General features: G+C 37.9%; 15 protein-coding genes. 7 read left to right on the plus strand and 8 right to left on the minus strand.

The window, feature by feature from the left end; genetic code table 11:
- Position 1 precedes the first annotated feature (1 nt).
- From KBF71_01230 to KBF71_01245, 4 genes are all read right to left on the minus strand, one after another.
- Positions 2-1399 carry a nitronate monooxygenase gene (locus KBF71_01230; protein ID MBP9876941.1) on the minus strand — a complete coding sequence of 466 codons (1398 nt, stop codon included), beginning with the start codon at positions 1397-1399 and terminating at the stop codon, positions 2-4.
- Between the two features lie 219 nt (positions 1400-1618).
- Positions 1619-2050 (minus strand): protoporphyrinogen oxidase HemJ, encoded by a 432-nt coding sequence (gene hemJ / locus KBF71_01235; protein MBP9876942.1) that lies wholly within the window; start codon positions 2048-2050, stop codon positions 1619-1621.
- A 9-nt stretch (positions 2051-2059) separates the two neighbouring features.
- Entirely contained in the window at positions 2060-3127 is a 1068-nt protein-coding gene (hemH, locus tag KBF71_01240) for a ferrochelatase (GenBank protein ID MBP9876943.1), read from the minus strand.
- An 8-nt stretch (positions 3128-3135) separates the two neighbouring features.
- Positions 3136-4173, minus strand: a complete 1038-nt coding sequence (locus KBF71_01245) for a uroporphyrinogen decarboxylase (protein MBP9876944.1) — start codon at positions 4171-4173, stop codon at positions 3136-3138.
- Between the two features lie 330 nt (positions 4174-4503).
- Here KBF71_01245 and KBF71_01250 point away from each other — a divergent pair, with 330 nt between their 5' ends.
- From KBF71_01250 to KBF71_01265, 4 genes are all read left to right on the plus strand, one after another.
- On the plus strand, positions 4504-5367 hold the full coding sequence (locus tag KBF71_01250) for a kinase/pyrophosphorylase (GenBank protein ID MBP9876945.1): 864 nt from the start codon (positions 4504-4506) through the stop codon (positions 5365-5367).
- Positions 5367-5966 carry a dephospho-CoA kinase gene (locus tag KBF71_01255; GenBank protein MBP9876946.1) on the plus strand — a complete coding sequence of 200 codons (600 nt, stop codon included), beginning with the start codon at positions 5367-5369 and terminating at the stop codon, positions 5964-5966. Before KBF71_01250 ends, KBF71_01255 begins: the two co-directional genes overlap by 1 nt.
- Positions 5963-6664, plus strand: a complete 702-nt coding sequence (gene dnaQ, locus KBF71_01260) for a DNA polymerase III subunit epsilon (GenBank protein MBP9876947.1) — start codon at positions 5963-5965, stop codon at positions 6662-6664. The genes KBF71_01255 and dnaQ overlap by 4 nt, the downstream gene beginning before the upstream one ends.
- Positions 6665-6756: 92 nt before the next feature.
- Complete coding sequence (locus KBF71_01265; GenBank protein MBP9876948.1) at positions 6757-8862, plus strand: EAL domain-containing protein; 2106 nt, start codon at positions 6757-6759, stop codon at positions 8860-8862.
- Between the two features lie 7 nt (positions 8863-8869).
- Here the strand turns inward: KBF71_01265 and rpoH are convergent, their stop codons facing one another.
- Complete coding sequence (gene rpoH, locus KBF71_01270; protein MBP9876949.1) at positions 8870-9763, minus strand: RNA polymerase sigma factor RpoH; 894 nt, start codon at positions 9761-9763, stop codon at positions 8870-8872.
- A 76-nt stretch (positions 9764-9839) separates the two neighbouring features.
- The gene (locus KBF71_01275) at positions 9840-10832 is read right to left on the minus strand and encodes an RluA family pseudouridine synthase (protein MBP9876950.1); all 993 of its coding nucleotides are present in this window, start codon (positions 10830-10832) and stop codon (positions 9840-9842) included.
- Between the two features lie 50 nt (positions 10833-10882).
- On the opposite strand from KBF71_01275, the gene KBF71_01280 reads away from it, so the two are divergent.
- On the plus strand, positions 10883-11218 hold the full coding sequence (locus KBF71_01280; protein MBP9876951.1) for a hypothetical protein: 336 nt from the start codon (positions 10883-10885) through the stop codon (positions 11216-11218).
- 10 nt (positions 11219-11228) lie between these two features.
- Positions 11229-12101 (plus strand): 3-hydroxybutyryl-CoA dehydrogenase, encoded by an 873-nt coding sequence (locus KBF71_01285; GenBank protein ID MBP9876952.1) that lies wholly within the window; start codon positions 11229-11231, stop codon positions 12099-12101.
- 9 nt (positions 12102-12110) lie between these two features.
- On the opposite strand, the gene KBF71_01290 is transcribed toward KBF71_01285, so the two are convergent.
- The gene (locus KBF71_01290; GenBank protein MBP9876953.1) at positions 12111-12773 is read right to left on the minus strand and encodes an isochorismatase family protein; all 663 of its coding nucleotides are present in this window, start codon (positions 12771-12773) and stop codon (positions 12111-12113) included.
- Positions 12774-12814: 41 nt separating this feature from the next.
- Entirely contained in the window at positions 12815-13687 is an 873-nt protein-coding gene (locus tag KBF71_01295; protein ID MBP9876954.1) for a pirin family protein, read from the minus strand.
- A 153-nt stretch (positions 13688-13840) separates the two neighbouring features.
- Here KBF71_01295 and KBF71_01300 point away from each other — a divergent pair, with 153 nt between their 5' ends.
- On the plus strand, positions 13841-14824 hold the full coding sequence (locus KBF71_01300) for a hypothetical protein (protein MBP9876955.1): 984 nt from the start codon (positions 13841-13843) through the stop codon (positions 14822-14824).
- Positions 14825-15022 lie beyond the last annotated feature (198 nt).

Below are 15022 nucleotides of genomic sequence, written 5' to 3' on the forward strand. Positions count from 1 at the left end.
GTTAATTTCCTGTCAAGATTCGATCAATAAGCTGTTGAACAGTCGGCACAAAACCATTTGCATAAAATGGATCTTCAGCAAATTTATAGGCATTGTGACCAGCAAACATCAGTTCATCTTCAATTTTTGAGGAATGACTGATTGATTGAAGTGTTTTTTGAATACAAAATGACCTTGGATCGGCTTTTTTACCATTTGAGCCTTCTTCATTTTGAGCCCAATTAGAGAAACGACAAGCACTTAAGCAACCCATACAGTTGATTTGATCTGAAACAATCTCATCTGCTTTTTGTTTTGTCGTAAAAATAATTGTATTATCTGGTGTCTTTAACATTTCATCATATCCAGCAAGCATGAAATTATCTGCTAAAGTTAAGCTATCTGATGAAATATAAACAGGACGTTTTCTCGGCCCAAAGGGTAGGGGGTGTAACATATCACCAATCGGCGTTACTGAATATGGAATCTGACGCTCACCACGACCTCTAAGCTCTTTAATAAAATCATTATTCACAGCTGATGAATAAAAGCCTGTTGGAGAGAATTGGTTTAGAAAAACATCACCCTTTTTAAGCGTCAAAAGGCGCTTTTTCCATGCATCTGAAATAGGGCTTTCTTGTGTTAAAAGAGGTCTTGTTCCAAACTGGAAACCAATCGGTCCAATTTCAGGATTATTAATCCAATCAGCCCAATCACGCAAATACCAAACACCACCAGCCATAATAATAGGCACATGATGCAAATTAAACTCATTCATTTGCTGACGCAATTCAACAATACGTGGGTATGGATCTTGCGGTTTGGTTGGATCTTCGCTGTTAGAAAGACCATTATGCCCACCTGCAAGCCAAGGATCTTCATAAACAACACTGCCTAAAAGATTACTATGCTTGTGGTATGATCTTTTCCATAAAGCTCTAAAAGCACGTGCTGAAGAAACAATAGGATGATAATAAACATTATGTTCAGCAGCAATATCAGCAATCTTATAAGGCATACCAGCGCCACATGTAACGCCATGAACAATGCCTTTTGTTCCCTCAAGAATACCCTTTAGAATATCTTCAGCGCCGCCCATCTCCCAAAGAATGTTTACATGAAGACGTCCTTGTCCACCTGAAATATCATGGGCCTTTTGCAACTGAGCAATACCACCCTTAATACCAAAATCAACCAGTTCAGCATGTTTTTCACGACGTGTTTTACCATGATAAATTTGCGGAATAACCTGCCCATCAGCATCATAACTATCTGCATTGACACCTGAAACCGTTGCAACACAACCAGCTTTAGCCCAAGGGCCAGAACTTTCACCTTTGGTAATTGAAATCCCTTTGCCACCTTCAACTAAAGGTAGAACTTCTTTGCCTGATATTAAGATAGGATTTAAGTCTTTCAAAATTACGACTCCTGTTGCCGGTTTATAGACGTGTATCTGATATTAATTGACGATTTATGATATATCAAAATTGATATAACATATTTACAAATTTAATATCTCCAGAATGATGAGGGAATACCCAATGTTTCAGCTCCAACCATAGATTTTTAACATTCTACTGTCAAGACATTTCATCATAATCTAAAGATTTTACGGATTTAAAAAACCATTATATCTTTAAAATGGTTTTAAAACAACTAAAAAAACAATTAAAATCATAAGGATTGTTGGTATTTCATTGACAATTCGAAAGAATCGAGACGATTTTTGTATACCTTTTACAAGATCAGACCGCCATTTTGCACATGCCATATGAAAAACGCTCATTAAAACAACCAATGTTAGTTTAACATGAAACCATCCCTGTTTCAAAAGATCAGGCATTAGATAAACCATTGTAAGGCCAAATACCCAAGTCAAAATCATTGCTGGGTTCATGATAAATCTGAGAAGCTTTCTTTCCATGATTTCAAATTTCTGAACAGCTTCACCCCCAGGGATTGATTCAACGTGATAGACAAAAAGCCTAGGTAAATAGAATAATCCAGCCATCCATGATATAACTGAAATAAGATGAAGGGCGAAAAAATATTGATAATATGCGATCATTTTATTTTCCTACCATTTATTATTCAGTTGATGCGCACAGCATTTCATACCTTTTGCACAAATTCGAGGGTATGATGCATATTTTTCATGATCAGGACTTGCGAGTTTCGCTTCAATTAAATCAGAAAGCCCTTCAATAAATTGATTTCCAATTGAAACCGCAGGTGCATAAGCAAAAAAGGGAGAACCACCTTCTAAAGCCATAGATCGATAAAGTTGATCAATTTCATACAAAGTTTCTGAATGTTCTGAAACAAATGCAATTGGATAGATCACAATAGGTCTTTTTTCTTTCGCATATTTTTCAATGAGTTCATCCGTTGATGGTCCAATCCATTTCATGGGACCAACACGACTTTGATAGCATATTTCATAATCAATTTTTTGATTATATTTTTGCTCTAAAGATTCTATAATTTTTAAGGCTGTCATTTCACACTGAGATTGATAAGGATCACCAGATTTGACAATTTTTTCAGGCAAACCATGTGCTGATAAAAGCAAAATGGGATTCCCAAATTTTTGTGCCTCAGGATAATATAAAGAAATATTTTGAGTGCTTTGTGAAATAAGGCCTTCATGTTCAGGATAACAACAAATAATCTTTTCTGGTTTATTTAATTTTAAAAATTGACATGCCTTTCGCCAAACACGTAAAAATGACTGAGACGTCGTCGTTGAAAATTGAGGATATAAAGGCAAAATTACAATTTGATCTGGACTATAATCTTGAACATCTTGCGCTGTTTGTAGAGCAAAAGGATGCCAATATCTCATTGATGTAAAAACTTTTACCTTTGAAAAACCCCGTGCTTTAAGAGATTTTTCAAGTGCACTTGCTTGCTTGAGCGTATTTTCTAAAATAGGTGATTTTCCACCAATATGAGAATAGATTTCTTTGGCCTCTTTTTCTCGTTTTTTAGAGATCAAATGAGCCAAGAAAAACCGAAAGGGATTTGGCAGACGAATAATCAGAGGATCTGAAAAAAGTTGAAATAAAAAAGGACGAACAGATTCAAGACGATCTGGTCCACCTAAATTAAAAACAACAACGGCAATTTTAGATTTTTGACTCATAAAATGACCTATCTTTGACAAGATTTAACAATATCAAGGGTTTGATGAACATGGGCAATGGGTGTTTCTTTGATGATACCATGACCTAAATTGAAAATATATTTACGATCCTTGAATGTATCACAAATATTTTGAATCTGTTGAACCATTTGATCACCGCCAGCAAGTAAAAGATGTGGATCCAAATTTCCTTGAACAAGAATATGTTTTGGGATTTTATTTTTAGCCCAGTCCAAAGGAACAAGGTAATCAATTCCTAATCCATCCATAGGTACTTTTTGAATAAAATTCTCATACAAAAAGCCGGCCGCCCTTGGAAAAGAAATAATGGGCACATGAGGATATTTTGCTTTTAAAGTTTCAATAATTTGGACATGAGCTGCAATTATGTATTTCTCAAACTCTTCCTCTGGAAGAAGATTAGCCCAACTCTCAAATAATTGAATAACATCAGCTCCTGCAAGAATTTGATAGTCGCAATAAAGAATTGTTCTTTCAATCAGAAGTGATATGAGTTTTTGAAAATATTCTTTATCTTTGTACATGCATGTTTTTAAGCGATCGAATGTTTTGCTTCCGCTGCCTTCAATCATATAAGTTGCAACAGTAAATGGCCCTCCTGCAAAACCAATGAGTGTTTTATCTGATGTTAAAGTTTGTTTCAATTGTTTAATTGTTTGAAAAATAGGAGAAAGTTTTAATGAAAAATGATTTTCATCCAGATTTAACTCAGAAAATTTGAGATGTGGTTGTAAAGGCGTGAGGACTGGCCCTTGTTTTTCTTTAAATTCAAGATTTTGATCAAGAGCATAAGGGATAACAAGAATATCGGAGAATAAAATGGCGGCATCAAACGGAAACCGTCTTAAAGGCTGTAACGTAATTTCTGTTGCATAATCTGGCGTGAAGCACATGGTTAAAAAATCACCCGCTTTTTCACGTAAATCTCTATATTCTGGTAGGTATCGACCTGCCTGTCTCATAAACCAGCATGGTATTTGAGAGGATGAGGGGGTTGAAAATTCATTAAGGAGTAATTTTGACATTTGATAGATTGTTCTTGTTGGTTGGTTTTTAGTACTATACCTTTTAACTTAATAAATAGAAATATAAATATTAGTAGTTTTAGTGGTATCCTGTGGACTCTGTGGATTAAAATTTACCCACTAAATTATCCACAGATTTGTTAAAATAAAAGTCTAATAAAAATAGTGCCTTGTGAGAATTTATCCGGAATTTTGATTTAAATAAAAAAAACAATTCACAAGGGGGTGAAAGCTCTGATACTTTCGGGGTAGAACCTAATTTTTTCGAAATGTCTGGTTTTATCCTTTTTATCCACATATTATACAAGCTAGGAAAGAGACGAAAAAAAGATGATTCATCATACAAAAGATCAAAAATTTCATGTTCATTTGGTGTCTGATTCAACGGGGGATACAATTTTTTCGGTTGCGAGAGCCTGTCTCTCTCAATTTGCACACCAACAATATGTAGAGCATTTTTGGAATTTGGTCCGGACAGATCGTCAAATGGATTTTGTGATTGAAAGTATCGAGAAAAATCCTGGCTTTGTCATGTATACGCTTGTTGATGAAAAGCTAAGAGATCGCTTAAAGCTTTTGTGTCAAAAGTTGAGCCTTCCAATTGTTCCAGTGTTAGAGCCATTAATGCATGAGTTAACATTATTTTTTGGCGCCCAATCGGTTGGAAGGCCAGGCAGACAATATGTTTTGAATGATAAATATTTTAATCGTATTGAAGCAATTGAATATACTTTGATGCATGATGATGGGCAATTAGGGCCAGATTTATATAAGGCGGATATTATATTGGTCGGTGTTTCACGATCTTCAAAAACACCAACATGCATGTATCTTGCCAATAGAGGCTATCGGGTCGCAAACTTTCCTTATGTTCCGGGATGTCCGCTGCCCTCAATTTTGTTTGATGTCACAAAGCCTCTCATTGTTGGCCTCACAAAAGATCCAGAAAATCTTGTTGAAATAAGGCGGAATCGATTGAAATTGCTTAATCAAGGAGAGCATGTTGATTATGTTGATTTGCAAAAAGTAAAAGCAGAAGTTTTAGAGGCGCGTCGCTTTTATCGCTCGCACAAATGGCCGGTTGTTGATGTTACAAGAAGGTCCATTGAAGAAACAGCCGCTGAAATTATTATGCTTTTACAACGTCGTGATTTAGATAAATTGTCAACTATTGAGCAACAAGAGAAGAGCTGATGATTATATTGGGTTTAACAGGTTCTATTGCAATGGGAAAATCAACTGTTGCAAAGATGTTAAGGCAGTTGAAAGTGCCTGTTCATGATGCTGATCAGGCTGTTCATTCGCTGTTACAACAAGATCACCATGTGATAGAAGTTCTCTCTAAATTGTTCCCTGATGCTTATCATGGCGGATATATTCATCGTAAGGATTTGTCAGCTAATGTTGTGAAAGATCCGGGTAATTTGAAAAAAATTGAGCAGATCCTTCATCCTAGAGTGAAAGATAAAACGCTCTCCTTTATTCATAGGCATTTTCGAAAAAAGACGCCTGTGATTTGTCTGGATATCCCGCTTCTTTTTGAAAAAGAAATTGATCGCAATCCTGATTATGGCATTGATTATGTTATCACTGTGTCAGCTCCTCATTTTATTCAGCGCTCTCGATTGATGGCGCGTCCAAATATGACTGCGGATAAAATCAAAATTTTAACTGAGAATCAAATGCCAGATCATCAAAAACGAAAAAGGTCTGATTTTATTGTTGAGACTGGTCTTTCAAAGGCCTATACTTTAAAACAGATTCGAAAGATTTTGAGTGAGATTCAAAAATGACAAGAGAAGTGGTTTTAGATACAGAAACAACAGGATTTGAGCCTTCAAAAGGCCATCGCCTTGTTGAAATTGGTTGTATTGAGCTCATCAATCATTTGCCAACCGGTAAAGTTTATCATCAATATATCAATCCAGACCGTGATGTGCCGGCTGATGCTTTTAGAGTTCATGGTCTTTCAACAGAATTTTTGGCAGACTATCCGCAATTCCCAGAAATTGCTTCAGATTTTTTAGCTTTTATTGGTGATTCACCATTGGTTATTCATAACGCAGCTTTTGATATGAAGTTTTTAAATCACGAATTGAAAGCTTATTCTTTTCCTGAAATTGCTTATGATCGTGCGATTGATACGGTATTGATTGCGCGTAAAAAATTTCCAGGATCTCCTGCGAGCCTTGATGCTTTGTGTAAAAGATTTAAAATTGATAATTCATCCAGAACGTTACATGGTGCTTTATTAGATTCTGAGCTCTTGGCTGAAGTTTACCTAGAGCTTTTAGGTGGGCGTCAGTCAGATTTTGGTATGCAGATGATGGGGGCAGGGCCAACAGAAGGAGCTCAGCAAACATCTCAGCTGGTTCGTGCATTAGGTCCAAAAGAAAAAAGGGCATCACGTCAATTTCAGCTCTCTCCAGAAGAATTGAAAGAGCATGAATCAATGATTGCAGGATTAAAAAATTCGATTTGGTTATCATAATTTTTCTCTTTAGCCTGATTTAACCTTTATTTGATAAGATATGAGTACGATAGAAGTGCTATAGGATTTTGGTGTCTCAATAGGTTGAATCAATGGATAAAAATTTCTCAAATGATGATTTGCTGAATCTCTCAAATAGTGAATTGTTGAAAATTGTTATTAAGATTGCAGCGATTGTGATGCTTGTAAGAACGATCATTATGGTTGTGGTTTTGCCCTCATTTGCATCGCTGGGTTTTGTTTGGTCGTCCTTTTGGGAAAATCTTTTAGTTCCTATTTTATTAGGTGGTATTGTATCCCCCATTATTGGTTTTTGGATTATTGGTCCCTATGTAAGAGAAAGAGACCAAGCTTTTAATCTTGCAATGGATGAAAAATCCGAGAAAGAAGCCTTTCTGTCAGACCAGTCTAAGACGCTTGAAAAAGTGATTGAACAAGCAACAACAGAGCTGAAACGAACTCAGGAAAGATATGAATTTGTAGAAAAAGCAACAAATGATGGTCTTTGGGATTGGGATGTTTCATCTGATTCGATTTATTTTTCGCCGCGCTGGAAAGAAATGATTGGCTTTAATGATGCTGATTTTCCAAATGATAGAACGGCTTGGATAACACGGATACATCCAGATGATCGTGATTGGGTTGCCTCTATTCTTGATTTTGCATCAAAATTAGATTCAGAAACAACAGGCGAATGTACTTATCAGATTCTGCATAAGGATGAGTACTATATTTGGGTTCAGATGCAATGGATTCATACCCAATCAGTTGAAGGTGGCCGTGTTCTTGGCGCGCAAACAGATATTACAGACAAAAAGAAAATGGAAGAGCAATTGATTCATGATTCTCTTCACGATGGTCTAACAGGCTTGCCAAATCGAAATTTATTACATGACCGTATCAGTCAAAATTTAATTCGCTTTAAACGAGACCCAAATGAGCGATTTGTATTATTGTTCATTGATGTTGATAACTTTAAGCGAATCAATGATACTTTGGGGCATTTAGTGGGTGATCAGGTCTTAATCAAATTAAGTGAACGTCTTTTAGAGGTTTGTCGTGAGTCTGATACTGTTGCTCGTCTTGGCGGGGATGAATTTGCTATTTTAATGCCTTATTTCCAATCACAAAAAAAATTAGAAGCAACCATTAAGAGACTTTTGTCTTATGTGAATAAGCCTTTGAAATTAAGTCGAACAACGGTTAATCCTAATATTAGCATTGGTGTTGTTGTCTCTGAAATGTATCATCGAAATTCAATGCCTGAGAAAATTCTGATGGATGCTGATTTGGCTCTTTATCGGACGAAAGAATATTCTAAAGGCAGTTATTCTATTTTTGATCTGAAAATGCGGGATAAAATGTCTGAACAATTTGAGATCGGAAATTCTTTAGATCAAGCTTTGGCTGAAGATGAGATCATGGTCTTTTATCAGCCAATCGTTGATGTTGGTCAAAGTGTCATCAAAGGCTTTGAAGCGCTTGTGCGGTGGAAACATCCAAAACATGGTTGGATTTCACCAGCAAGTTTTATTCCGATCGCAGAAGAGTCAGAATTTATTCATAAGTTGGGGCACTATGTTGCAGATCAGGCATTGCTTCAATTACAAGAATGGAATTTGTTGTTTAAGAGAAACGATTGGCTAATGAGTGTGAATGTGTCTGGACGTCAATTTGATAGGCAGGATTTGATTTCCTATCTTAAAAATAGCCTCGAAAAGTACAAGATTGATCCGCGTCAATTACAGGTTGAATTGACAGAAACGATATTGAGTGTTCGTCATACTGAGCTAGAAGATGATTTAAAAACGTTAAAAGAAATGGGAGTTAAGCTTGCGATTGATGATTTTGGCACAGGAATTTCTTCGCTTAGTACATTTTTTAGATACCCTTTTGATGCCATCAAAATTGATAAATCATTTGTGGATGATATTGAGACCAATGAAAGATCAAAAATTATGGTGAAATTGATCCAGACATTAGCCAATACAATGTCTATCCAAACAGTTGCGGAAGGGGTGGAAACATTTGGCCAGATAGATATGCTTAGAGGCTTTGGTTGCCATTATATTCAAGGTTATTATTTTTCAAAACCACTTGATGCCGTTGAGATGACCCAGCTTTTGTCTGAAAACATGAATCCTGCCAATTGGAATATCCTAGAGGGAAAACCTCTAAAATTCAAAAAAGCCTCTTAGTTTTGAGTTACGCGCTAGGGAGCAATCTTTGCTCCATTGCTTTCTTTTCAATGAGCAGTGTAATTTTTTCGAGAGCTCTATTTTCAATCTGACGGATTCGCTCACGACTGATCTCATATTTCTGTGATAATTCATCAAGCGTTTTTGGTTCATCAAGAAGGCGTCTTTCTTCAAAAATGGCGCGCTCACGATCATTTAAAGTACCAAGAGCCTCATTTAAAAGAGCCAGACGTTTTGAGTCTTCATCATTTTTTGCCATGACAAATTCTTGGCTTTTTTGATTTTCATCAACCAAAATATCTTGCCATTCACCGCTTTCTTCACCATCCATGCGCATGGGAGCATTCAATGAATGATCGTGGCCAGCAAGTCTGCGATTCATATTGATCACTTCTTGTTCAGACACATCGAGCTGATTTGCGATTTCTCTCACATCATCAGGATGAAGATCGCCATCATCAATCGCCTTTAAATCGCCCTTTAAGCGCTTAAGATTGAAGAACAGCTTTTTTTGAGCAACGGTGGTTCCGATTTTAACGAGTGACCATGAGTGGAGAACATATTCCTGAATCGAGGCTTTAATCCACCACATCGCATAAGTTGCAAGACGAAAACCCCGATCAGGATCAAATTTCTTGACGGCTTGCATCATGCCAACATTGCCTTCAGAGATGAGTTCAGATAAAGGCAAGCCATAACCACGATAACCCATTGCAATCTTTGCAACGAGTCTTAGATGGCTTGTGACAAGTTTGTGTGCCGCTTCACGATCGCCTTCTTCTTTCCATGATTTAGCAAGAGTATATTCTTCTTGCGCTTCAAGCATTGGAAATTGACGGATCTGTTGTAAATAGCGTGCAAGTCCTGTTTCGGTGTGTAAACTCGGTAATTGATAACTCATCGATCGTTTCCCTATTTCCTCAAGGTCTTTCGTTTCCTTATTATATCATGTTTTTAAATTTATTCAATTGATAAATTCAAATGTTTGCCTTGCAAGCATTTGAAAGATCATCAAGAAGTTGCCTGAAATCCTCAGGTAATTCTGATTCAAAGGACATGTCTTCTTTTGTGCTTGGGTGAATGAAGTGAAGTTCAGCCGCATGCAAAGCTTGTCTTGGAAAAGCATTTAAGATTTTTGTGATTGCAGCAATCGGAACGGTCAAAGGACGTCTGTTTGCATTATAGGTTGGATCGCCGACAAGGGGCGTTCCGATGTGACTCATATGAACACGGATTTGATGGGTTCTGCCTGTCTGAAGATGGCACTCAATGAGGCTTGCTTGGTTTTTGAAGTTTTTAACGACTTCATAGTCTGTGATTGCCTCTTTGCCGCCAGATTTGAGTACAGCCATTCTCATGCGATCTGTTTTATGACGGCCCATTTGTGTTTCAATCTGCCCGATCTGCGGTGAAGGAACGCCCCAAACCAGAGCGTAGTATACGCGGGAGAGATCTCTTTTTGAAAATTGAGCACTGAGTTTATGGTGTGCATCATCATTTTTGGCAATGACAATAAGACCGCTAGTATCTTTATCAAGCCTGTGGACAATACCGGGTCTTTTGATCCCGCCAATGCCAGAAAGAGACTCTGCGCAGTGACCCAAAAGAGCATTGACAAGAGTCCCTTTAGAGTGGCCTGGGGCAGGATGAACAACCATACCAGCAGGCTTGTTGATGACGATTAAGTCATTGTCCTCGTAGAGAATTTCAAGGGGAATGTTCTCAGCAATAATATCAAGATCCTCAGCTTCAGGTACATGAATACTAAATTGATCGCCAGATCTTACGGCTGTTTTTGCTGTTAGTTTTAGGTCACTATTTTCTTTAATGACGTGACCTTCTTTTAAAAGCTGTTGGATGCGGGAGCGTGAAAGATCTTCGCATCTTTTCGATAAGAAAAGATCGAGACGCAACCCTGATTCTTCTTCAAGAACAGGTTCTAAATTGATTTTTGATAAAAGTTCGGTCATACTCATTCACAACTTCATAAATAATAAGGTTAATAGAGAGGTAAGGCTAGATGAGAGATAATTCAATAGGATATTTGAAAAAAATTGTCATCGTGATGGGAATCCTTATCGTCGTTGGCTTTGTTTTTCTAGGTGTCGAGTTGTCAAAACGCATCGCTGCTAAAAAGAATATCGCTGAGACGATAACCCAAGATTCTGTTATAACATATTTGAATTTGCCCAAAAATGCTAGAGTTATTAAGTCATTCATGGATAGTGGTCGACTCAGTTTGTTTGTTTCTTACTCTGAAAATGGATCAGAAACAGCACAGAAGACACAAAGAATATATCTGATTGATACAAAATCAGGCGCTATTGTTCAAATTTACGATTTATCATCCGAATAAGGAGGCTTCAATGTTTACAAAGATTGGTATTATTGGCTCAGGCCAAATGGGCAGAGGGATTGCACAGAGCTGTCTTCAAGCAGGGCTCGAGGTCATGCTCACAGATTTGAACCAAGAGGTTCTCGATCAGGCAGAGACTTTCATGATTGCGCAATTTGATCGCATGATTTCAAAAGAAAAAATGACAGAATCTGACAAACAAGCTTGTTTAGCGCGCTTGAAAAAGAGCCCTTCTTATGATCATTTTAAAACCTGTGATCTGATCATTGAAGCGGCAACAGAAAATGAGCAAATCAAGAAAAATATTTTCTCAAAACTCCTTCCCTATCTATCACCACAGGCTGTTGTTGCATCAAATACATCATCGATCTCAATCACAAGGCTAGCATCGGTGACGGATCGCCCTGATCGATTCATCGGCATTCATTTTATGAATCCTGTCCCTGTGATGAAGCTGGTTGAGGTGATTAAAGGGATTGCGACAAATGATGAGACCTACGAGCAAACTTTGGCCTTTATTGAAAAATTGGGGAAAACAGTTGCACTCTCTGAAGATTTTCCTGCCTTTATTGTGAATCGCGTATTGATGCCGATGATCAATGAGGCAATTTATACCTTGTATGAAGGCGTTGGTACAATTGAAGCCATTGATAAAGGAATGAAACTAGGGACAAACCATCCGATGGGACCTTTAGAGCTGGCTGATTTCATCGGGCTTGATACGTGCCTTTCGATCATGCAAGTTCTCTACGAAGGCCTTTCAGATAGCAAATATAGACCATGTCCTTTGCTCGTAAAATATGTTGAAGCTGGCTGGCTTGGTCGTAAAACCAAAAAAGGCTTTTATGATTATCAGTTCGAGGTCCCAAGGCCAACGCGGTAAATGAGGATTTTATTTTTTGGGCGCTTTCAGTTGATCCAATTTTGTTTCATGCCCATTTTTTTGAACGCTTTGTGCTTTGTCATAACTTTCCATTAAAGCTCTGTATGGAGGGACAATATTGTCTACCATAATGCTTGCAAAATCAAGGGCATCAGGACGGTTCCATGTGCTCATGATTTCTCCTAATAAAGCAAAAGTATCAATTGGTATAGCGCCAGCTTGAACAACACGAGCCAATGTGATATCTGTTGCCATTTTGCTCCAATTCCCTGAAGCATCAACAACGCAAAATACCTTATATCCTTTTACAAGAGCGCTTAATGCTGGAAAGGCCATGCATACACTTGTGAGTGTTCCTGCGATGATGAGTGTTTTACGTTTTGTTTTTTCGATAGCACTTACCCATGCTGGATTATCCCAGGCATTGATTTGTCCTGTTCTTGGAATGTAGACTGCATTCGGATTTGCTTGATGAATTTCAGGAATAAGGGGCCCATTAGGTCCATCAGGAACCGATGCTGTTGTAAATGTAGGCATTTTAGCAAGGTGAGCTAATCTTGCTAAAGCAGTTGCATGATTCCGAAGAGTTGGTTGATCCATGTCCCGGACGAGTTGGAATAAGCCTGATTGATGGTCGATGAGCAGCATGACTGCATCATCAGGATCAAGCATCCATTTGTTCTTATCAACGGCTTTCTTATCGAACATGTTCTTCATAGGCTCCCTCCTTTGTTAAATTTTCCGCTCCGAAAATCATTATAGGCTTGATAGATTTCTTCTTGGGTATTCATGACGAATGGTCCCATGCCAACAACAGGTTCATCAATTGCTTCACCGCTCATGAACAATAATTTTGTTTCTTTTTGAGCTTTTAGAGAGACAATGTCTCCTTCATTTCCAAGGATTGCTAATTCATTGGTTTGAACAGATTTGCCCTCAATTGAAATATCTCCATTCATGACAAAGAGCAGTGCATTAAAGCCAGAATTTATAGGAATATCGAGTGAGCTATTGGCGGCTAGGCATATATCATAGAGGTGAATGGGTGTAAAGGTTTTGGCGGCACCCTTTATGCCATTAAACTGGCCTGCAATCACACGTACTTGACTTTTATGATTATCTAATTTGACAACAGGTATCGCTTTGTCCAGGATCTCTTGATAACGAGGGGCAGACATTTTATCTTTGGCTGGCAGATTCACCCATAATTGAATCATCTCCAGCGTTCCCCCTTTTTTCGTGAAAGCTGCACTATGCTTTTCTTCATGTAAAACACCACTTGCAGCGGTCATCCATTGCACATCGCCCGGACCAATTTTACCTTTGTTACCAGCTGTGTCACGATGTTCAACCTCTCCTGAATAGACAATTGTCACAGTTTCAAATCCGCGATGCGGATGTTGTTCAACACCACGAGGACCATTATCAGATGGAGAGAAATCAGTAGGACCCGCATAATCTAACAAAAGAAAAGGGCTTATGCCTGTGTCTTGGGAATATGAAAACATGCTGCTGACATAAAAACCATTGCCAACCCAATGTTTTTCGGTTTTTCGTGATGTTTTGTGAATTGTCCTGTGACTCATATCAACCCATGTTTGTTTATGATTTTGTCTTATTATAGTTGAGATTCTTTAATATAAAATAACTTATGTGCTATTTAGATTATGGTTAAGATTTTGCTAATCAAAATATTTATATACTTTTCTATCAGCTTTTTTAAAGAAATGGAGTATATTATGCCAAATGAACCTTCAGCACTCGGTAGACTCGTTGTTTATAATCCTCATATCGCTCTTGAGCCTAGCGAAGGGAGTGAAGGTAGGGTTTTTTATGTTTTGGGTGAAAAATTAATGGCCTCTAAGCATAAAAGGGAAGGAATAGATGTTCCGCCATCTCCTGAGGGATCGCCTCAGAGCTTGAAGAAAAGAAGAGTAACGATATCCAATCCAAAAGAATCACAAAATGAAGAGTCTGAGGACACTGCAAAAGCTTCAGCTCGTGATGTAAAAAAGCTTGAGAAACTTTCTTTGGAGAAGCTATCTGCTAAAATAAGTCGAAAACAACCTCAAGAAGAAAAGATTGGATCTATTAGCGTATCTTCAACAGTTGAAGATAACAGTGATGAGACAACTACAACCGGCGATTCAGGTACATCAAGCCTGCCCGTGAGACATCACTTTAAAAAAGTAACATGGGAAGATGCTCAATTAAAAGGAATTTGTAGATCCTTTGCCCAGAAAGAAAATAATTTTGCTGTTTACCTTACAAAAGATAGAGCTTTAGCAGCGGCGAGAAAGGCAACTATTTATGATACGGATGATCCAAAACGTATTCATGCAGAACCGCCTGTTTTTAAGCTGAGAGCAACTCCTCTGAAATTAAAAGGGGTTGAAGATCAAAGCGTTTGGGAAATTCAAACATTAGAGAAAGTTTTCTTTTTGGGTCGCTCAGGGGAGACTTTCATTGAATATCAAGAGATCAAAAAATACGATCGTACTCATACAAATACAGATGATTTTGTATTCACATCTGCTAGTATCCAAGATAACATCAGTGTGCCCGTGAAAATTTCACAAGACTTGAAAGCGCCGATTGTTTTGGCGGTCCTCACCTTTATCATGCAGATTGTTCAAACCGTCATCAGTGCCTATCTGCCTGACTCGGGCTGTTCATCAGACACGACTGTTCCAACAATCACAGTGCCAACAAGCCTATCATAATAAAGGAGGCGCTCAAAAGAGCGCCTCCTTTATTTAAAGTTTAGAAACAGGTTCATCCGCGAAGAGAGGATGGTTTTCATCAATTATAAAGTAGAAAGGGTGTCCATTGATGTCTGTGTCTTCAAAGACAGTAATCCGAGGTGTGGGTCGATTGGGGATTTTAACAACATCAAGAATGGCCCCAGCCCATCCAATAGC

The sequence above is a fragment of the Alphaproteobacteria bacterium genome, assembly GCA_018063245.1.
Lineage (GTDB): Bacteria > Pseudomonadota > Alphaproteobacteria > JAGPBS01 > JAGPBS01 > JAGPBS01.